This window comes from Azospirillum oleiclasticum (assembly GCF_013423485.1).
Taxonomy (GTDB): domain Bacteria; phylum Pseudomonadota; class Alphaproteobacteria; order Azospirillales; family Azospirillaceae; genus Azospirillum; species Azospirillum oleiclasticum.
Genome location: NZ_JABFFR010000010.1, coordinates 12,156 through 32,329 on the forward strand (window position 1 = coordinate 12,156; position 20,174 = coordinate 32,329).

At 69.2% G+C, this 20,174-nt stretch carries 17 protein-coding genes and 1 tRNA gene; 4 read left to right on the top strand and 14 right to left on the bottom strand.

Annotated elements, in window-relative coordinates; genetic code table 11:
- Position 1 precedes the first annotated feature (1 nt).
- The 4 genes from HL658_RS13475 to HL658_RS13490 all read right to left on the bottom strand — a co-directional run bounded on the left by HL658_RS13475 (position 2) and on the right by HL658_RS13490 (position 2,514).
- The gene (locus HL658_RS13475; protein ID WP_180282480.1) at positions 2–241 is read right to left on the bottom strand and encodes a Trm112 family protein; all 240 of its coding nucleotides are present in this window, start codon (positions 239–241) and stop codon (positions 2–4) included.
- A 30-nt stretch (positions 242–271) separates the two neighbouring features.
- Complete coding sequence (locus tag HL658_RS13480) at positions 272–940, bottom strand: LON peptidase substrate-binding domain-containing protein (protein ID WP_180282481.1); 669 nt, start codon at positions 938–940, stop codon at positions 272–274.
- A gap of 24 nt (positions 941–964) precedes the next feature.
- Positions 965–1,900 carry a thioredoxin family protein gene (locus HL658_RS13485; protein ID WP_180282482.1) on the bottom strand — a complete coding sequence of 312 codons (936 nt, stop codon included), beginning with the start codon at positions 1,898–1,900 and terminating at the stop codon, positions 965–967.
- Between the two features lie 92 nt (positions 1,901–1,992).
- Positions 1,993–2,514 (bottom strand): prolyl-tRNA synthetase associated domain-containing protein, encoded by a 522-nt coding sequence (locus HL658_RS13490; protein ID WP_180282483.1) that lies wholly within the window; start codon positions 2,512–2,514, stop codon positions 1,993–1,995.
- A 141-nt stretch (positions 2,515–2,655) separates the two neighbouring features.
- On the opposite strand from HL658_RS13490, the gene HL658_RS13495 reads away from it, so the two are divergent.
- Positions 2,656–2,730 (top strand) — tRNA-Gly (locus tag HL658_RS13495).
- A 62-nt stretch (positions 2,731–2,792) separates the two neighbouring features.
- On the opposite strand, the gene HL658_RS13500 is transcribed toward HL658_RS13495, so the two are convergent.
- From HL658_RS13500 to HL658_RS13510, 3 genes are read right to left on the bottom strand one after another with little or no spacing between them, the layout of a single operon-like run.
- Positions 2,793–3,836, bottom strand: a complete 1,044-nt coding sequence (locus HL658_RS13500; RefSeq protein WP_180282484.1) for a dipeptidase — start codon at positions 3,834–3,836, stop codon at positions 2,793–2,795.
- A gap of 17 nt (positions 3,837–3,853) precedes the next feature.
- Complete coding sequence (locus tag HL658_RS13505; RefSeq protein WP_180282485.1) at positions 3,854–4,765, bottom strand: DMT family transporter; 912 nt, start codon at positions 4,763–4,765, stop codon at positions 3,854–3,856.
- Positions 4,766–4,816: 51 nt separating this feature from the next.
- Positions 4,817–6,535, bottom strand: a complete 1,719-nt coding sequence (locus HL658_RS13510; protein ID WP_180282486.1) for a B12-binding domain-containing radical SAM protein — start codon at positions 6,533–6,535, stop codon at positions 4,817–4,819.
- Between the two features lie 688 nt (positions 6,536–7,223).
- Here HL658_RS13510 and HL658_RS13515 point away from each other — a divergent pair.
- Complete coding sequence (locus tag HL658_RS13515; protein WP_180282487.1) at positions 7,224–8,621, top strand: aminotransferase-like domain-containing protein; 1,398 nt, start codon at positions 7,224–7,226, stop codon at positions 8,619–8,621.
- Positions 8,622–8,665: 44 nt separating this feature from the next.
- Positions 8,666–9,826 (top strand): benzoate/H(+) symporter BenE family transporter, encoded by a 1,161-nt coding sequence (locus HL658_RS13520; protein WP_180282488.1) that lies wholly within the window; start codon positions 8,666–8,668, stop codon positions 9,824–9,826.
- Here the strand turns inward: HL658_RS13520 and HL658_RS13525 are convergent.
- From HL658_RS13525 to glmM, 4 genes are all read right to left on the bottom strand, one after another.
- The gene (locus tag HL658_RS13525) at positions 9,813–11,594 is read right to left on the bottom strand and encodes a GGDEF domain-containing protein (RefSeq protein WP_246337592.1); all 1,782 of its coding nucleotides are present in this window, start codon (positions 11,592–11,594) and stop codon (positions 9,813–9,815) included. The two genes, HL658_RS13520 and HL658_RS13525, sit on opposite strands and share 14 nt — an antisense overlap.
- 131 nt (positions 11,595–11,725) lie before the next feature.
- On the bottom strand, positions 11,726–12,796 hold the full coding sequence (locus tag HL658_RS13530; RefSeq protein WP_180282489.1) for an FkbM family methyltransferase: 1,071 nt from the start codon (positions 12,794–12,796) through the stop codon (positions 11,726–11,728).
- Positions 12,797–12,887: 91 nt separating this feature from the next.
- Complete coding sequence (thiD, locus tag HL658_RS13535) at positions 12,888–13,691, bottom strand: bifunctional hydroxymethylpyrimidine kinase/phosphomethylpyrimidine kinase (RefSeq protein WP_180282490.1); 804 nt, start codon at positions 13,689–13,691, stop codon at positions 12,888–12,890.
- A 31-nt stretch (positions 13,692–13,722) separates the two neighbouring features.
- The gene (gene glmM / locus HL658_RS13540) at positions 13,723–15,093 is read right to left on the bottom strand and encodes a phosphoglucosamine mutase (RefSeq protein WP_180282491.1); all 1,371 of its coding nucleotides are present in this window, start codon (positions 15,091–15,093) and stop codon (positions 13,723–13,725) included.
- A 170-nt stretch (positions 15,094–15,263) separates the two neighbouring features.
- Between glmM and HL658_RS13545 the strand changes: the two genes are divergently transcribed.
- Positions 15,264–15,755 carry a GNAT family N-acetyltransferase gene (locus tag HL658_RS13545; protein ID WP_180282492.1) on the top strand — a complete coding sequence of 164 codons (492 nt, stop codon included), beginning with the start codon at positions 15,264–15,266 and terminating at the stop codon, positions 15,753–15,755.
- A 37-nt stretch (positions 15,756–15,792) separates the two neighbouring features.
- On the opposite strand, the gene HL658_RS13550 is transcribed toward HL658_RS13545, so the two are convergent.
- From HL658_RS13550 to HL658_RS13565, 3 genes are all read right to left on the bottom strand, one after another.
- Entirely contained in the window at positions 15,793–17,790 is a 1,998-nt protein-coding gene (locus tag HL658_RS13550) for a HAMP domain-containing methyl-accepting chemotaxis protein (RefSeq protein WP_246337593.1), read from the bottom strand.
- A gap of 548 nt (positions 17,791–18,338) precedes the next feature.
- Entirely contained in the window at positions 18,339–19,490 is a 1,152-nt protein-coding gene (folP, locus tag HL658_RS13560) for a dihydropteroate synthase (protein ID WP_180282493.1), read from the bottom strand.
- Positions 19,487–20,140 (bottom strand): TetR/AcrR family transcriptional regulator C-terminal domain-containing protein, encoded by a 654-nt coding sequence (locus tag HL658_RS13565; RefSeq protein WP_180282494.1) that lies wholly within the window; start codon positions 20,138–20,140, stop codon positions 19,487–19,489. The genes folP and HL658_RS13565 overlap by 4 nt, the downstream gene beginning before the upstream one ends.
- Positions 20,141–20,174 lie beyond the last annotated feature (34 nt).

Consider the following 20,174-nt stretch of genomic DNA (forward strand, 5'->3'; position numbering starts at 1 on the left):
GTCAGCCCTTGTGCCCCGGCCGGTCGTCCAGGCTGCGCGCCTCGTCCACCAGCATGATGGGAATGCCGTCGCGGATGGGATAGGCCAACCCTGCCCGCTCGCTCACCAGCTCGGCCCGTTCGGAGTCGTAGCGCAGCGGCCCCTTGGTCAGCGGGCAGACGAGGATTTCCAGCAGCTTGGGATCGACGCGGGCGGGAGCCTTGCCCTCGGTCGCCTTGTCGTCGGTGGGGGACGCGGTCATGGGGCCTCGAATGGTCAGGGCGGAACGCGGTCAGTGGCGCTGAGCCGCCTGGTCGCTGTCACGGGCATCGAGAATGGCCATCTCGATCAGCGCGATCAAGAGCGTCGCGCGCTCCGTCAGGTCGGGGGCCTCCAGCAACGCCTGCTTCTCGCTGGCGGCGAAGGGGCAGATCATGGCAAGCGAGTTGACCAGCCGTTCGTCGGGCGTGCCTTCGATGTGCTCCCAGTTGGCGGAGATGCCCTGGGTGCGGAAATAGCTCTTCAGCCCCGCCAGCATCCGGTCGCGGTCGATGCCGCCGCCGGGCTCCTCCACCATGTCGCCGGCGAAGCGCTCCCACCCCGCATGGACGCGGCGGTAGCCGTTGATCGTCTCCAGCTCGCTCAGCACATGGAAACGGCAGACGCCGGTCAGGGTGATGAGGAGGCGCCCGTCGTCGGTCTCCTGGAAGCTGGTGATGCGGCCGGCGCAGCCGGTCTCGTACACCGGCGGCACCTTGGCCCGGCTGGCGGGGTCGAGCGGCTGGATCATGCCGATGTTGCGATCGCCCTTCAGGGCGTCCTCCACCATCGCCAGATAGCGCGGCTCGAAGATGTTCAGCGGAAGCCGTGCCCGCGGAAGCAGCATCACCCCCGGCAGAGGGAAGATCGGCAGCGTCCGCGGCAGGCGGTCGAAGGTGGGGTCGAACGGGTTCGGGCTCATGCCCAACAACCTAGGTCGCCCACGTCAGCGGAACAGGATCGACGACAGTTTCCGGCGGGTCTGGATGGTGAGCGGGTCGGTGGGACCGAACGCCTCGAAGAACTTCACGAGCTGCTTGCGCGCACCCTCGTCGTTCCAGGCGCGGTCGCGGCGCACGATCTCCAGCAGCTCGTCCACAGCCGCCTCCCGCTTTCCGGCGGCGAACAGCGCCATGGCAAGGTCGAAGCGCGCCTGATGGTTGTCCTTGTCGCGGGCGACGGCTTCCATCAGCTCGGGGATGGGGCCGGCGTTCTGCGCCTGCTCGGCCACGTCGAGCGCGCTCTTCGCGGCGGCGAGATCCTTGTCCTTGGCGAGAGACGCCGGGGCGTCGGCGATCATCCGCTTGGCCTGGGCGTATTCCTTGGCGGCGATCAGGCAGCGCACCATGCCGGCGTAGGCGGCGGCGTTCTCCGGCTCGGCTTCCAGGATCTGGCCGTAGATGTCGGCGGCGGTGGCGACGTCGCCCGCGTCCAGCATCTCCTTGGCCTGGGCCAGCGCGTCCTCCAGCAGGTCGCCCTCGCCGCCCGCCGCACCGCCCAGCTTCACCAGCCGGTCGATGAAGGCCTTGATCTGCGATTCCGGCTGGGCGCCGACGAAGCCGTCCACCGGGCGGCCCTGGAAGAAGGCGTAGACCGCGGGGATCGACTGCACGCGGAGCTGCTGCGCGATCATCGGGTGCTGGTCGGTGTCGATCTTGACCAGCTTCACCGCACCCTTGGCGGCGCGCACGGCCTTTTCGATGATCGGGCCGAGCTGCTTGCAGGGGCCGCACCAGGGCGCCCAGAAGTCGACGATGACGGGGACCGTCCGCGACGCCTCGATCACGTCGGCCATGAAGGTGCGATCGGTGCCGTCCTTGACCAGGTCGGAGGCCGCACCGGCGGCGGCGGGGCCGTTTTTCGAGTTCGGGAACGAGAACATGGCGGTTGCTTACCCCGTTGCGGACTGGGTGGTTAGATGAGGAGGCGCGGGCGTCCGGACAACCCCGGCCGTGCCCCGGCCGCCGGCGGGCGTCATCCGAATTCCACGATGCGCGGCTCGTGCCCGCAGGCACGGATGAAGCGCAGCAGGTCGGCCGGCGCGATGGCGGTCATGCGGTCGTTGGACAGAGGGTGGTAGTTGAGCGGGTCGTGCTCCAACATGGCCTTCTGCAGCACCACGTTCACCACCCGCTCGCGGTCGTTGACCAGGGCGAAGGGGGTGACCGAGCCCGGCCGCACCCCCAGCACCTGCCACAGCCGCTCCGCCGACGCGAAGGACAGCCGGGCCGAGCCGATCACCCGGTCGAAGCTGTTGAGCGCCACGGCCGCATCCTCCAGCGCCACCACCAGCCAGTAACGGTCCTTGCGGTCCTTCAGGAACAGGTTCTTGCAGTGGCCACCCGGCAGGTCGCCGCGCAGCGCCTTGCTCTCCTCCACCGTGAAGAGCGGGGGATGACGGTGCGTCACCGCCGGAATGCCTAGCGCGTCGAGCCGGGCGAGCAGCTCGTCCGGCAGGGTGGGCAGCGGCGTGTCGTCGTGCGTGGACCCGTGCATGCATCGGCTTTATCACCGCCATCGCCGCCCGTCCAGCGCCCGCGAAAATCCGCAACATGCCCCTTGCATTGCTCCGGCCGATGAGTATAGTCCCGCCCACGCCGCCGGACGGACCCTTCCAGGGGACAGGCGGAACGGAGCGCGGGCGTAGCTCAGGGGTAGAGCACAACCTTGCCAAGGTTGGGGTCGAGGGTTCGAATCCCTTCGCCCGCTCCAGTTTTAACAAGCACCGCCGACAACGCCGTGGTCGCCTTCCCGCAAGGCGGCCTTTTGGCGTTTCAGCCGGTGCCGATCGCCCCCGCACCGCACCCGGCCGCGGCTGCGGCCGGCCCCACCCTCCAGGTCCGGCGCGCCACATCGAGGAAATTGCCGCCGAGGATCTTCGAGACGGCGGCGGCGCCATAGCCACGGGCGGCCAACGCCTCGGCCAGCGCGTCGGCCACGTCGGGCGGGCTGCCGGTCCAGGCTCCGCCATACCCGGCGTCGGGAGGCCACCAGTAGGCCGGATCGATGCCGGGCGGCAACGGATCGGCACCGGCCTCGTACACATGGTCGAGTCCGAGCCCCACGTGATCGGGCCCGACGCGCTGAACGATGTGATCCACATGCTCGGCCATCGCCGGCACCGCGTCTCCCCGTCGGCCGAGAAGCAGGTCGAATCCGCAGACGCCGACGACCCCGCCGGTGGCCGCGCAGGCGTCGATCTGACGGTCGGTGACGTTGCGCGGGTGATCGACCAGCGCCCGCGCGTTCGCGTGGGAGAAGACGACCGGCGTGGTGGACGCCTCCATGACGTCCAGCGACGTCCGCTCCCCGGCGTGCGAGCAGTCCGGGACGATGCCGGCGGCGTTGAGGGCGGCGAGGAAGCATCGTCCGCGCCGCGTCAACCCCTCGTCGTCGTCGTGGCACCCGCCCCCGGCGGCGTTGTTCCGGTTGTAGACAAGGGCCGCCTGCCGGAGCCCGAGACCGGCGGCGCGCTGCACAAGCGACTCGTCCGACAACAGGGGAGCGGCGCCCTCGACATCGAACACCACCGCCAGCCGCCCGGTTCCATGGGCGGCGGCGACATCCTCGACGGAGCGGGCAAGCACGAACCGGTCGGAACGGCACTCCAGCCAGCGCCGGAAGCGCGCGATGGTGTCGATGACCTGCCGCGGCGGCGTCATGTCCATGCCGACGTTCAGCGACACGACCGTGAATCCGGCGCGGCGGTGCCGGTCGAGCACCTCCAGGTCGGCCCCGGCGGACGGCGGCACGGGGGACAGCGGCACGCAGGCGTGCGCGTCCCAGCGCAGAGGAGCCTTTCCGGCGGGATCAGGCATCATCGTCCCCCATGGCGCTACGCGGCGGCACTGCGCTTCGCGCCGCCGACCAGGATGAGCAGCGCACCGAGCAGCAGGGCGCCGCCGGCCAGACCGAGCAGGCCGAGCCGCTCGCCGAAGACCGCCCAGGCGAGCACGGTCGCGGTCAGCGGTTCCATCAGGCTGAGGATGCTGGCGACGGTGGCCGGAGTCGTGCGCATGCCGGTGAAGAACAGGACATAGGCGAGCGCCGTCGGCACCAGGCCAAGATAAAGAAGCAGGGACCAGGCCGGTGCCGGATAGGCAAGGCCAAGCCCCTGCGCGAGGGCGAAGGGCAGCAGCAGCAACGCCCCGCCGCCGAAACCGACGATGATGGTCCGGGCGGGGTGGCAATGGCCGGCGATGGACCGGCCGGCGACCGTCAGCGCCGCGTAGCTGGCGGCGGCCCCGACCGCCATGGCGATTCCCGACAGCGACGTCGCCCCGTCGCCTGCGGGGAAACCGACCAGCATCGCGGTGCCGGCCAGGGCCAGGGCCAGGGCGCGCGCGACGTTGGCCGTGAACGGCTCACGAAGCCAGAGGGCGGACAGCAAGGCCACCAGGACGGGGGCCAAGCACAGGGTCACCAGCGTCGCCACCGCCACGCCGGCGCGATGCACCGCCTCGTAATAGAACACCTGGTAGGACGCCATGGCGACGCTCACCGCCACGAGGCCGGACCGCACGCCGTCCGTGCGCAGGATGTCCCGCCCGAACAAGACCCATCCCACCAGGACCAGCGCCGGCACGGACAGCGCGAGGCGAAAGAATCCAACCGTCAGCGGCGTGATCTCCGTCATCCCGAACAGCATCTTGGCGACCACCCCGCCGGTGCCCCACAGCAAGGCGGCGGCGGCGACCAGAACAATCCCCGTCCGTTTCCGAAAGCCATCGGCAAGCAGGTTCGTCATGGTCTTCTCACGCTGGTTCGTCGGCGCCGACGCGGGACGGCCGGATCGGCCTCAGACAAGCCCGGACGCGGACAGGATGCGGTCCTCGGCCGGACGATGGACGGCATCCTCCCCGCCATCCGGCAGGGCGTCCAGACCGTCGGGCATGGCGGGGGCGAAGGCCGGCATCTCCTCCAGCATGCCATGCAGGCTGGCGTGCTCGACCACGTCGCGCACCTTGCGGTACGCGGTGTCGCCGTCCAGGTCGAACAGTCTGGCGACGATCCCGGTGATGGCAGGAACATTGTGGTATCCATCGCAGTGGAGCATCACCTCGAAGTACAACGCGCTCACCTTCAGGCAGTTCAGATAAAGATCGACCCGACGCTCCTCATCCGCCTTGTAATGATTGTAGATGAGAGCACCGTCTTCGACCCGCAACATCACGACCTTCTTCTTGCGACGATAGCGGACACCGTCCTGCAGTTGGCCCTTGCTGCGAAAGATATAGCTGCAGAGAACACGGACCTCGATGATCTCCTCCTCGCTCAGTTGCGTGGTGCGATGGACGGGTTCATCCTGCTGGGACCAGCGGACGAAGTTGCGATCCGAGATCTGGATGCCGAATCTCTCCGGATCGGCGTATTGGGGCGTGCCGGGGTAGGGCTTGTAGGTGAAGTCGCGCACCATGCCGGGATCGAGTTCACGCAACCAGCGGATGGTCGCGATCTGGTCCGCGAAGCTTTCCCCCGGAAACCCGAAGACCGCGAAGGCGATGGAGCGGATACCGGCTTTGCGGGTCAGCGCGAAGGCCTCGCGCGTCTTCTTCACGCGCCGGCGGAAGGACGCCAGGGACGACGCGCTCGCGCTTTCCACGCCATAGGCGATACGGTCGCAACCCGCCGCCTTCATCCGGTGCAGCAGATCCTCGTCGACATACTCGCTTCGGGTCAGGCAGTGCCAGGGAAAGCTCAGGCCGGACTCGACGATGGCGTCGCACAGCTCGACGATCCGCTCGCGGTCCACCGTGAGGATGTCGTCGAAGAAGTAGAAGTATCGGAAACCCTTGCCGTAGGCCCAACGCAGTTCGGACATGACGGTCGCGACGCTGTGGCTGCGAACCCGCCCGCGTTCGAACGACGACGTGCAGTATTCGCAATGGAAGACGCAGCCGCGGGTCAGCGACAGGATGTAGCGCTCGCCACGGGCCACGTATTTTTCGATGGGCACAAGGTGATAGGCGGGGAACGGAATCTCGTCCAGAGTCTCGACGACGCGCGCGGGCGGGGTCCGGATGATCCGCTTCGGTGACTTCGGATCGCGATAGGCCAAGCCGGCGACATCGTGAACGCTTCGTCCGGCGAGGAGCCGGGCGACCAGCTCGGGCGTCTGGGTGTCCCCCTCCCCGACGACGAGGTAATCGATGTCGCGGCACGTGCCGAGCGCCTCCTCCGGCAGCCAGGACACATAGGTGCCGCCGACGATGACCGGAGCCTCCGGCGCCACCGACTTCGCCATGGACGCCACCCGCTGGACCATGGGGAAGGTGGAGGTGGACCGGTTGGTGATGCCGACGATCCTGGGCCGCCGCTCGCGGATGACCTGGGCGATGTCGTCGAACGACAGTTCCAACACGGGCGCGTCGAGGATCTCCACCCGAACGCCCGACGCTTCCAGCCACGCCGCGAGAATGGCCAGATTTCTCGGGGGATCGATCTGCTCGTACCGGTCGTAGGTGAAGGGGGCAACCATGCGGTAGGGAGGATTGATCAGCAGAATGTCCGTCGCCATGTCGCCACTCCAGCACGTCACCGGTCCAACCAGTCGAGCGACCGAATCCCGGATCCGCATGCGTTCCGGGAAGGGGTGTCCCCGCGGTCGCCGGGAGCATCGGACCGATGCCCCCGGCTCCCCCGCGAGGATCAGGGAAGATTGTCTTCCTTGATGATCTCCTCGACGCTCTCAGCGATCACATCGGTGTCCGCACGCTCGTCCCGAACGTCGTCGCGCTCGCAGAGCTTCAGTTCGCTGTCCATGATGGTCTCCCTTTGTATATCGCCTGAACCGCTCCCGATGATGTATCGGAAATCTTTCGGTGTCGGCGCTCGATTACTCTGGCACCGAACATTTTCGAGTCAATATCCGATATGGAATAGAACACATCTTACAAATCCAAGAACATATACATGCATGATATGCATTAGTTACCTAATAAAAGCTTTCAAACGCCCGCAAAATGCCAGACATTCCAGAATGTTTCCGACGGAAGGCGCATCATCAGCCGCTTTTTCATTTCTGGATCCGGCGCACACGGAGGTTCGATGCAGGGCTTTTCCGGACATCAGTGTCGCCCTGTCCCCGGCCATTCCGTGCGCCGAAGGACCATGATGCGGCACAATGACGCAATTCCGCCGGTCCGGATCGCGGCGTACCCATGGAATGTCTTGCAACAAAGATCGAACAATGCGAAATTGTCACCATGACAAATTGGACTCCGGACCTTGAGGCGCGCGACGGCCCGCGGTATCGGGCGATCGCCGACGCGCTGGCCGACGACGTGTCCGGCGGGCGGCTTGCCGCCGGCACGCGGCTGCCCACCCACCGCGACCTTGCCTACCGGCTGGGCGTCACCGTCGGCACCATCACGCGCGCCTACGCGGAGGCCGAGAAGCGCGGCCTGATCGGCGGGGAGGTCGGACGCGGCACCTTCGTGCTGGGCGGCACGCCGTCGGAGGCGCCCGATCCCCTGCGCTGGACTCCCGCACCGGAGCCCGGGTCCATTATCAACATGACGGTGGTGAAGCCCGAGCAGAAGGAGGCGGCGCAGGCGCTGGCCTCGACCCTGGCCGCCATCGCCGCGTCGGGCCAGCTCGGACCGCTGATCAACTACGCGCCGCACGCCGGCCTGCCCGCCCACCGCGCCGCCGGCGCCCAGTGGGTGGCCCGCCAGCACCGGGCGGTGGCCACCGCCGAGTCGGTGTTGCTGACCACCGGCGCGCAGAACGGCATGGCGGTGGCGACGGCCGCGGTGGCGCGGCCGGGCGACGTGATCGTCACGGAGCGGCTGACCAACTACGGCATGAAGACGGTGTGCGCCACGCTGGGCGTGCATCTGGAAGGGCTGGCGATGGACGAGCACGGGCTGCTGCCCGAGGCCTTCGACCAGGCCTGCCGCCGGCTGGCGCCCAAGGCGCTCTACACGGTGCCGACCCTGCACAACCCGACCGCCTCCGTGATGCCGGACGCGCGCCGGATGGAGATCGCCGCCATCGCCCGCCGCCACGGCGTGGTGATCCTGGAGGACGACGTGTTCGGCTTCCTGACCCCCGGCGTGCGCCCGATCCAGGCCATCGACCCCGACAACGCCATCTTCATCACCAGCCTGTCCAAGAGCGTGGCGGCGGGGCTGCGGGTGGGCTACATGGTGGCGCCGCCCCGCATCATGGCGGCGCTGGAATCCACCGTCCGCTCCCTGCACTACTCCGCCCCCGCCCTGCCGTCGGAGGTGGCCACCCGCTGGATCCTGGACGGCAGCGCCGACCGCTTCGCCGCCCACCAGCGGGAGGAGGACGCGGCCCGCCAGCGCGTCGCCCGCTCCATCCTGCCCCGGTCGGCGGTGTGCGGCGACCCGGCGTCGGAGCATCTGTGGCTGGTGCTGCCGGAACCCTGGCGCCGCGACGATTTCGTGGCGGAGGCGCGGCGGCGCGGCGTGCTGGTGATCAACGCCGACACCTTCGCCGTCGGCCGCGGTTCCGCCCCGCACGCGGTGCGCGTCGGCCTGTGCATGCCCACCACCCGCGACGAGGTGGCGCGCGGCGTGCGCATCCTGGCCGAGCTGCTGGACAACCCGGCGCTCGCCTCGCAATCCATCGTGTGATGGCAGCCCAGTGCCATCGGCCGAGTGAACAAGGACAGACGGGTATGCGCTTCTCGGTGGTGGCGTCGGCGGTGGTGGCGACGCTGGTGGGGTTCGGCGGCACGCTGGCGCTGATCGTGTCGGCGGCCCACGCCGTGGGGGCGGACACCGCCCAGACGGCGTCCTGGGTGACCGCCATCTGCCTGGCCACCGCGGCGATCAGCGCCATCCTCAGCGTCCGCCACCGCATCCCCATCATCGCGGCGTGGTCGACACCGGGGGCGGCGCTGATCGCCTCGTCGGCCGTCGGGATCGGGATGGAGGCGGCGACCGGCGCCTTCCTGCTGGCCGGCGCGCTGATCGTGGCGACGGCGGCCTTCCGCCCGCTGGGCGACGCGGTGGCGCGCATCCCAGGCTCCATCGCCGCCGCCATGCTGGCCGGCGTGCTGCTGCGCTTCGTGGTGGCGGTGTTCGAGCACGCGCAGGCGCAGCCAAAGCTGGTGCTGCCGCTGGTCGCCCTGTTCCTGCTGGTGCGGCTGGCCAGCCCCTCGGCGGCGGCGCTGGCGGTGCTGGGGGCCGGGGTGCCGCTGGCGCTCGGGCTGGGGCTGATGGGCTCCATCCCGCTGGACGCCAGCCTGTCCACCGTCGTGCTCGTCCATCCCAGCTTCGAGCCGTCGATCCTGCTGGGGCTGGGCGTGCCGCTCTACCTCGTGACCATGGCGTCGCAGAACCTGCCGGGCTTCGCCGTGCTGCGGGCGGCCGGCTACACGCCGCCGACCCGCTCGATCCTGGCGGTGAGCGGCCTGTGCTCGGTGCTGTCGGCCCCGTTCGGCGCCCACACCACCAACCTCGCCGCCATCACCGCCGCCATCTGCACCGGCCCCGACACCCACCCCGACGCGTCCAGACGCTGGACGGTCGGCGTCGCCTACGCCGTCTGCTACGTGGTGCTGGCCGCCTTCGGCGCCTCGCTGGTGACGCTGTTCGCCGCCCTGCCGGTGGCGCTGATCGCCACCGTCGCGGGCATGGCGCTGGTGGGCGCCCTGTCCGGCGCCCTCTCCGGTGCCCTGGCGGTGGAGCGCGACCGGCTGGCGGCGGTGCTGACCTTCGCCGTCACCGCGTCCGGCGCCTCCTTCCTCGGCATCGGCTCGGCCTTCTGGGGGCTGGTGGCCGGGCTGACGGCGCTGGGGCTGGAGGCGGGCGCCCGCCGCGTCAGGGCGGCGTGATCCGCGCCACGCAGAGCTTGTCCGGCCGCGACTTCGCCTCGCCCTTGCGCGCGGCGATGGCGGCGTTGAGGAGGTCGGGGTTGAGGCCGTGCGGCCCTTCGGCGACGGCGATGGCCACGCCGCTGACCGTCAGCATCGGATGCAGCCGCAGGTTGCCGTAGCGGTCCTTCGCCACGATGCCGCCCTGCTCCCGCGCCGCCGCGTCGTACAGGCTCTCCGCGTCGGAGCGGAACTGCTCCAGAAGCTCCCGCACAAGCACCACCGCCTGCGGCTCGCCGCCGCCGTGCAGGGCCAGGAAGAAGTCGTCGCCGCCGATGTGGCCGGCGAAGGCGTCGCCGGTCGCCGCCAGCGTCTTCAGCCGCTCGGCGAACATCAGGATGGCGCGGTCGCCCTGGCGGAAGCCGTAATGGTCGTTGAAGGGCTTGAAATTGTCGAAGTCGAGATAGACCAGCAGGTGGAACCGCGCCTGATCGGCCAGCGCCTCTTCGATGTGGCGGACGATGGCGGCGTTGCCGGGCAGCAGGGTCAGCGGGTTCTGGTCCTTGGCGATGGTGATGTTGCGCTCGTGCACGAGGCGGAGCAGCGCCGCCGGGCTGAGGAAGCCGGCATACTCGCCGCCCTCCACGATGATGATGCCGTCGCTCGCCTCCTCCGACGAGAAGGCCTCGACCACCTGGTCCAGCGGGGTGGCGATGTCGCAGACCGGGGTGGCGACGATGAGCCGGCCCAGCGTGTTCCCCAGCCCGCGGTTGCGCAGCAGCTCGTTGCCGAAGCGCGAATAGACGAAGCGCTTGAGGTCGCGCTCGCGCACCAGCCCGATCGGCCTGTGCTCGGCGTTCACCACCGGCGCGATCGACTGGGCGTCGTGGACGCGGAAATAATCGAGCAGCCGCGCCTTGGGCGAGTCGGACGGCAGCGGCTCCAGCCGTTCGATCACCTCGGTCAGCCGCCCCTGGTCGCGCGGCTTGCGGCGGTCCTGCCGGTTCAGCGCCTCCACCAGCGGCGCCGTCTCGCCGATTTCCGTCACGTCGCGGACCGGCGGACCGACCGCGTCGCCCTGGGCGAAGTCGCAGCCGAGGTCGCGCAGTAGGTAGAACTCGGCCGCCACCGTCACGCCCTGCGCCACGACGAGGACGCCCAGCGTGTGCGCGTAGCCGATCAGCGCGTGCACGATCGCCCGCTTGCGCAGGTCGCGGTCGATGCCGGCGATGAAGAAGGCGTCGATCTTCACATAATCCGGCTGCGCCTCGTACAGCAGCCGCGGCCCGGCGGATCCGGAGCCGAAATCGTCGAGCCCGACTCCGAAGCCGCCGTCGCGCAGCCGCCGGATCATGGACTCGACATCGGCGGCTCGGCGACCGGCCGCCGGCACCCCGAGCCGTTGCGCGATCTCCAGGACGATGCCGGGCCCCGCCACGGGATTGCCCCCCGGCCAGGGCAACGGCAACGGTTCCAGCGCCCGGATGTCGACATTCAGGAAGAGCCGGCCGACCGGTGGCACGCCCTCACGGCGACAGGCGGCGACCGCTTTTCGGTGCACCGCCGCCTGGACCGCGGCCAGGCAGTCCTCGGCATCGGCCGCTTCGAAGAGGTCGAGCGTGTCGGCGAAGGGGGTGTGCTCGAACCCGCCGAGCACGGCCTCCACCCCATGCACACGGCCGGTGCGCATCTTGACGATCGGCAGGAATTCATGGCGGAGGCTGTCGAGGATCCGTTCCCAAGCCAGCGGTGGTTCTATGGATGATGCCGCAATCCAGGGGGAATTCATCGCATCCATCATTGCCGGCCCACACATGGGAAGATTGTCTTCACTCTCAGGTGGGTCCGTCCCGAAACAGCCTGATCGACTCGATGTCTCCGCATGGTAGCAACATTGCTTTTCGATTTCATGACAGGCGGTCACCGGGCGATGGCGTACAGAACCGTTTCACCGCTGCTGATCGTGTAGTTTTCCAGATGCATCCGGTAACCGAGATCCAGGTTCCGGATGAATGCGGGAATGGCAACATAGTCCTCGGGGGTGTGATAGAGGGAAATGGCCAGCTTCGGGCGGAACCGCCGGATGCACGCCTCGGCGCCGCGGAGTGCGGCGAGTTCGGCCCCTTCGATGTCCATCTTCAGGAAGTCGACCCGTTCGACCGCGCCTTCCTCCACCAGCCGGTCGAGCCGGCGCAGCGGCACGTCCCCCGCGTGCTTCCGCACCGAGAACCCCGCGTCCACGCCGCGGGGCAGCCGGCCCGCGTCGGCGTCGCAGTCGGTGTCGGCAAGCCCGGTCTGGAACAGGGCGATGTTCCCGAAGGGCGGGTTGAGCGCGATGTTGTGCCGGATCACGAGCGCATGGTCCTGCATCGGGTCGAAGGCATAGACGCGGCCGCTGTTTCCGACGGCATGGGCAAACGCCAAAGCGGTGTCGCCGAAACAGGCGCCGGCATCGACCGCGTGATCCCCCGGCTCCGGTGCCACGCGGGCGCCGTCGCGGTCCAGATGATATTGCCGCATGTAAAAGGAATAGAAGACGTTCGCCCGCCAGCAGTCGACCTCGATGGCGGGTGCCGTGACGGGAACGGAAAACCGCTCGATCAAGGCGTTCCCGAGGGTGTCGGCGAGCGGCGACGGCCGGGAGGGCAGTGTCTGGCAGTCCGCCCGCAGCGTGCGGAACCGCTCGCCATCGATCGGCAGGCGGACATGCAGATGGCCCAGCAGCCGGAACAGGATCAGACCGATGAAGAGCTGCTTCGAATACTCGTCATCCAGGCATCTCCAGGTGTGGAACAGTCCCTCGTGATTCCTGATGAAAAACATCAGATAATTCTTATGGACATCGACGTTGAACTGCAGTTCCTGCCAAACCCCGGGCGGCGGGTAGGTCGGGTCGAAATTGTCCGACGGCCGGTCGTGCATCCGGCGATACATCGTCGTCAGGACGAAGTCGAGGAACTCGGCCGGTGTCGCGAGCGCTGAAGACGTCAATGGCCTTCCTCCCCCAATCCGCCCCTGTCATGGCCTTGGCGGTGGCGGAGCGCCGCAAGTGGGCAGGACCGATCGGCCAAGCCCCCCGTCCTTATGGGAACGGCTTCACCGTGTGCATGTGGTTGAGCGGCCCGTGGCCGTGCCCGATGCCGGGGGCCGTCAGGATGGCCCGCTCCACATAGGCGCGCGCGCGGGCCACCGCGTCGCGGACGCTCAGCGCCTGCGCCAGACCGGCGGCGATGGCCGAGGCCAGCGTGCAGCCGGTGCCGTGGGTGTGCGGGGTGTGCACGCGGGGGCCCTCGAAGATCTCTTCCCCGTCCTCGGTCACCAGCAGGTCGCGCACCACGCCGTCATCCTCCATATGGCCGCCCTTCATCAGCACGGCGCGCGGGCCGAAGGAGCGGATGAGGTCGGCGGCGTGGCGCATGCCGTCGAGGTCGCGGATCTGGACGTCGGTCAGCGCCTCCGCCTCGGGCACGTTGGGGGTGACGATGTGGGCGTGCGGCAGCAGCCGCTTGCGCAGCGTCACCACCGCGTCGGGGTCGAGCAGGAAATGACCGCTCTTCGCGACCATCACCGGATCGACCACCAGCGGGATGTTGACCGCCTGCGCCTCGTACTCGAACGCCACCGCCTCGATGACGGCGGCGTTGCCGAGCATGCCGATCTTGATGCAGTCGGCGCCGATGTCGTCCAGCACCACCTTCATCTGCAAGGCGACGAAGGCGGGATCGACGGGGACGATGCCGTGGACGCCCAGCGTGTTCTGGGCGGTCAGCGCGGCGATGGCCGTCGCCGCATAGCCGCCGAGCGCGCTGACCGCCTTGATGTCGGCCTGGATGCCGGCCCCGCCCCCGGAGTCGGAGCCCGCAACGATCAGCACGCGTCCCTGCATCGAACCCTCGTTCCTCTTGCTTTTCGGCCGCCTATTCGGCCGCCACCGCGGGGGCGTCGGCGCTGCGCCGGATCGCCTCGGCGATGTCGCCGACGACCTGGTTGACCAGCCCCTCGTCGTCGCCCTCCGCCATCACGCGGATGACCGGCTCCGTGCCGGACTTGCGGATGAGGATGCGGCCGGAGCCGTTGAGCCGCGCCTCACCCTCGGCGATGGCCTGGGTCACCTCGGCCATCTCCAGCGGCTTGGTGCCGGCGGCGAAGCGCACGTTGGTCAGCTTCTGCGGCACCGGGTCGAACACCCGGCAGACCTCGCTGGCCGGCTTGCCGGTGGTCTGCACGACCGCCAGCACCTGCAGCGCCGCGATCAGCCCGTCGCCGGTGGTGGAATAATCGGACAGCACGATGTGGCCGGACTGCTCCCCGCCCACATTGTAGCCGTGCTCGCGCATGCGCTCGACCACATAGCGGTCGCCGACGGGGGTGCGGTGCAGGTGCAGCCCCATGCCGGTCAGCAGCCGCTCCAGCCCCAGGTTCGACATGACGGTGGCGACCACGCCGCCGCCCTTCAACGACTGCCCCTTGGCCCAGGAGCCGGCGACGAGGCCCATGAGCTGGTCGCCGTCGATGGGCCGGCCGCGCTCGTCCACCAGGATCAGCCGGTCGGCGTCGCCGTCCAGCGCGATGCCGAGGTCGGCGTTGTGGAAGATCACCTGCTCTTGCAGCATCGCCGTGTTGGTGGCGCCGCAGCCCTTGTTGATGTTCAGACCGTCCGGCGCCACGCCGACCGGGATCACGTCCGCCCCCAGCTCGTACAGAACCTTGGGCGCCACCTTGTAGGCGGCACCATGGGCGCAATCGACGACGATGCGCATGCCGTCCAGGCGCAGCCCGCGGGGGAAGGTGTTCTTCACATACTCGATGTAGCGGCCGGTCGCGTCCTCCAGCCGGCTGGCGCGGCCGAGGTCGGCCGACGCCGCGAGGTCGGCGTCGAACGGCTCGCGGATGCGCGCCTCGATGGCGGCCTCCACCTCGTCCGACAGCTTGTAGCCGTCCGGGCCGAACAGCTTGATGCCGTTGTCCTGGTACGGGTTGTGGGAGGCGGAGATCATCACGCCCATGTCGGCGCGCAGCGAGCGGGTGAGCATGGCGATGGCCGGGGTCGGCAGCGGGCCCAGCAGCACCACGTCCATGCCCATGGAGATGAAGCCCGCGGTCAGCGCCGGCTCCAGCAGATAGCCGGACAGACGGGTGTCCTTGCCGATCACGACCCGGTGGCGGTGGTCGCCGCGGCGGAACTGCAGCGCCGTCGCCATCGCGACGCGCAAAGCCGTCTCGGCCGTCATCGGCTCGATGTTGGCGGTGCCGCGGATGCCGTCGGTGCCGAACAGGTGTCGCGTCATGCTGTCTCCTCGGGGACCAGTGGGGCGCACAATAGCGCAATTCCAGACACAGGGAACATGTCTTGACCGCGCACGCGCCGCACGGTCAATGCGTCCGTTCGCGCTGGCACGGAAGGATCACAGCGCCTAACCTGGGCATCCCGCCCGCCCCACCGGACTCCGGACGTGCTATGACGCTTATACGCAACGCCGAGGACCAGGATCTCGACGCGATCCTCGCCATCTACAACGACGCCGTCGTCAACACCACCGCCGTCTACGACTACGAGCCGCGCAACGCCGAGGCGCAGGCGCGCTGGTTCGCCGCGAAGCGGGAGCAGTGCCTGCCGGTGATCGTGGCGGAGATCGGCGGCGCGGTCGCCGGCTTCGCCAGCTTCGGCCCCTTCCGCCCCTGGCCCGCCTATCTGCACACGGTGGAGAACAGCGTCTACATCGCCCCCGACCGCCGCGGCCAGGGGGTGGGCAGCGCCCTGATCCCGCCGCTGCTCGATCTCGCCCGCGCCAAGGGCTTGCACACCATGGTCGCCGGCATCGACGCCACCAACGAGGCCAGCCTGCGCCTGCACCGCAAGTTCGGCTTCGAACCGGTGGGGCTGTTCAAGGAGGTGGGCTGGAAGTTCGGGCGCTGGCTGGATCTGGCCTTCCTGCAACGGATGCTGTAGGCGCCCACCGGCGGTCCGGCCGGGGGGCGCCTCCGGTTCAGGCGGCGCGCACGCGCGCCACGAAGGTCTCGACCTCGTGCTTCAGCCGGCCGGCCTCGCCGGCCATCTGGTCGGCGGCCGTAAGCACCTGGGAGGATGCGGTCCCCGCCTCCTCCGCCGCCTTGCTGACGCCGACGATGCTGTTCGACACCTCCTGCGTCCCCTGGGCGGCCTGCTGCACGTTGCGGCCGATCTCCTTGGTCGCGGCCGCCTGCTCCTCGACCGCCGACGCGATGTTGTTGGATATCTCGCTCAGCCGGCCAATGGTCCGCCCGATGCCGCGGATGGCATCGACCGCGCCGTTGGTCTGCTGCTGGATTTCCGCCACCTGGACCGCGATGTCCTCGGTGGCCCGGCCGGTCTGGTTGGCGAGCTGCTTGACCTCGCTGGCGACGACGGCGAAGCCCTTGCCGGCCTCCCCGGCGCGCGCGGCCTCGATGGTGGCGTTCAGCGCCAGCAGGTTGGTCTGGCTGGCGATGCTCTGGATCAGCCCGACCACGTCGCCGATCCGCTGGGCGGCGGAGGCCAGCGCCTCGATGCGGGCGTTGGTCTGCTCCGCCTCGCTCATCGCGCTCTTGGAGATGGTGGCGGCGTCGGACACCTGGCGGCTGATCTCGGAGATCGAGGCGGCCAGTTCTTCCGAGGCGGAGGCAACGGTCTGCACGTTGGCCGAGGCTTGCTCGGTGGAAGCGGCGACCGCGGTGGACTGGCGCGACGTTTCCTCGGCGATGGCCGACATGCTCTGGGCGTTGGATTGGAGCTGGGCGGCCGTCGCCGACACCGTCTGCACCACGGTCTTCATCCCGGCCTCGAAATTGTTGGCCAGCTCGTTCATCACGCGCCGCTTCTCGCGCTCCGCCTCCTCCTTCAGGCGCTCCTGCTCCGCCACAAGCCGGCAGTTCTCGATCGCGGCATCCTTGAACACCGCCACCGCCTCGGCCATCCGGCCGATCTCGTCGCGCTGGCCAAGCGCCGGGATGTCGGCCGACAGGTCGCCGCCGGCCAGCCGGCCCATGGCCCCGGTCATGGCCGTGACCGGCCCCACGATGCCACGGGTGATCACGAAGGCCACCAGCGCGCCGAACAGCATGGCGGCGACGGCGAGGATGATGGTGGTGTTCGTCACCTGCTCCAGCACCCCGAACAGCACATCGCGGTAGTTCTCCGCAGCTTCATCCTGGGATTCCAGCGTGGATTCGATGAGGGACGACAACTCCCGCGCCTTCGCCAGCATGACCTTGTTTACCAGATCGTCCGCCGTGATCACCGCCTTGACCACCTCCTCGAAGGCCCTGCCGTATTCGGCCATCGTCGCCTCGACCTCGTCGAACACCCTGGTGTGACGCTGCGACAGAATGGAGTTCCGCAGTTCCTTCATGGCTTCGGTGAAGGCCGCCAGCTCGCTGCGCATCGCCTCCGCATCGGCGGGTGCGGCGGTGTCCAGGAACCTGGCCCCGCTGAGCCGCGCCAGCAGCAGCTTCTCCTGCGCAACGCCGACGCGCGCCGCGGTGGCAAGCTCGCCGCTGTCCATCAAGGTGGACATCAGCCCGCTCAGCGCCTGCCGGGCCCTGGTCCCCAACGGCATCTGCTTTCCGTTGTACAGGGTGTTGCGGGTGTTGAGCGCCTCGACCACGCGGTCGACGCTGAGCATGTACTCGGCGACGAGGGCGGTGATTCTTTGGAGGTTCGCCCGGCGCTCCGGATCGTATGCCACCTCGGCGGCCTTGGCGAGATCGGTTTTGATCTTGCCGTCGAGTTGCTTGATGCGGGCCACCGACTCGGCGTCGCCGCTGTTCAGGACGATGCGGACGAGACGCCGGATGTCGGTCATGTCGTTCTCGATCGACGACACACGCAGCGCGTTGGTCATCAGGTTGTCGAACCGCTCCACGGTCTCGGACGTGCGGCTCTGCCCGACGAGAACCACACCCGCCATCACCGCCAGAAGAACGAGAACCGCGATAAACCCCCCGGCGATCTTGCGACTGATTTTCATGTTTCGAAGAAACGACATAATTCTCCCCTTCTCCGTCCGATCGACCGCCGGTCAGCGCACATACCGGTGGCAATATTCACCATTCTTCGGTCAGGTTGTTGGCCATGTTTCATTAGCTGCGAATGTACTGTAGATTTATTCGCAACCATTGATCCTGCGACAAAATAGCACCGACCTCTTGAGCAAAATGATTCAAGCAAACTATGTGCCAAGACATGGCCGTCGCACCCAGACGGCCGCCGTTTCGGCCGGGGACGAGACTGGAGCGCAAGATCCGGCAAAATACGCATACCCTGGGTCGCACGCCCCCCCCGGGAGCTCCGGAAGACGCACGCATACGGTGCGTCGGAACCACCGTCACGCGGTCACGGCGGAGCCATCACGGCAGGACGCCCCCGCTCCGCTGCAAACTGTGTCGCAAAATGCAATGCGGGGCCGTTGCCGTGTCGCAGATTGTCCGCACGGGATCGCGGGTCCTGGCGCGGATCGCCGAGGCCGCTTTGCCCGGATCGGGCAACCCGCGGCTTGGCCGTAACATCCGGCCCCGCCTAACGCCCGGGATGCAACCCTTCCCACAGCGCGCGCGCCTGCGCGGTCTCCGCCACGTCGTGGACGCGCAGGATCTGCGCGCCCTGGTTCCACCCTTCCAGCCCGGCGGCGAGCGAGCCGGGGACGCGCTGCTTCGGCGGTTCGCCGCGCGACAGGCGGCCGACGAAGCTCTTGCGCGACACGCCGACCAGCACGGCGCAGCCCAGCGCGTGGTACAGCGCGGTGTGGCGCAGGATGGTCAGGTTATGGGCCACGGTCTTGCCGAAGCCGATGCCGAAATCCACGCAGATCCGCTCCAGCGGGATGCCGGCGGCGGTGCAGGCGGCCACCCGCTCCTCCAGCCAGTCATACACGTCCAGCGCCGCATCCACATAGCGGGGGTCCTGTTGCATGGTGCCGGGCTCGCCCAGCATGTGCATCAGCACCACCGGCGCCCCCGTCTCCGCCACCGCGCGGAGCGAGCCGGGATCGCCGGTCAGGCCGCTGATGTCGTTGACCACGGCGGCCCCGGCGGCGACGGCGGCGCGCATGACGCGGGCATGGCGGGTGTCCACCGAGACCACGGCCCCCTCCCCCGCCAGCGCCCGGATGACGGGAAGGATGCGCGCCTCCTCCTCCTCCGGCGGGACGGGGGCGGCGCCGGGGCGGGTGGACTCGCCGCCGATGTCCAGGAACTCGGCCCCGGCATCGCGCAGGGCGCGGCCCTGCGCGATGGCGGCGGCGGGGTCCAGGAAGTCGCCGCCGTCGGAGAAGCTGTCGGGGGTGACGTTCACCACCCCCATGATGCGCGGCCGGTCCAGCGCCACCCCGGCGAAGGACGCGCGGGCGCGGGTGAGCGCGGCGAGTTGCCGGTCCACCGCCGCGGCCACGGCGCGTGAGCGCTCCAGCCCCCAGGCCATGGCCTCGGCCAGGGGGGCGAAGGCGCGCTCGATCCGCTCTCCCTGCCGCACGATCAGCTCCACCTGCGCGAAGGCGAAGCGCCCGCCGGCCAGCGGCACCGCCGCCCCCTTGGCCCAAGCCTCCACCGGCAGCAGTCCGACCGGCCGCAGATAGACCCACACCCCCTCCTCACCCGCACCCGGCTCCTTCACCCAGGGGGCGAAGCCGGCGAGCGATCCGGCGGCGGAGGCGGGCGGGCGGCGGATGGTCATGGCGTGTCTCCGTCAGCAGGGGCATGGCGGGCGAGGAAGGTGGCCACCGCCTCCCGCACCACCGTATCGGCCGGCAGGGCGGGGGCGATGCCCAGCAGGCGCGGCCAGAACAGCGCCTCCTTCAGGCAGCCCAGGAACTGGATGGCGGCGATGGTCGGTTGCTCGATGCGCAGGCGTCCGGCCGCCGCCTCACCCGCCAGCCATTCGGACAGGCGGGCGACCGCCGGCTCCTTGCCGGTGCGGGAATAGATGGCGGTCAACTCCGGGAAGCGCGGGTTCTCGGCGATCACCAGCCGGATCAGGGCCTGGAGCCGCGGGTTGCCGGTGTGGGCCAGCAGCCCGGTGGCGAAGGCAGTCAGCGCCTCGGCCGGGTCGATGCCACCGGCGGGCGGCGGCGCCGCGCCGAGCAGCTCGCGGTAGAGACCCTCCACCACCGCGCGGAACAGATCCTCCTTGGACGGGAAGTGGTTGTAGACGGTGCGCTTGGAGGCACCGGCGTCGGCGGCGATACGGTCCATGCTGGCGGCGCCATAGCCGCACTCCAGGAACTGCCGCTCGGCCGCGGCGACGATGTCCGCCCGCTTGCGGTCCCCCCGCTTGGGAGGCGGACTCCAGCCTTCCGTTCCCGTTGACGCGCCGTCGCCGCCCACTTACACTACACCGTGCAGTTTACATTTCTCCATC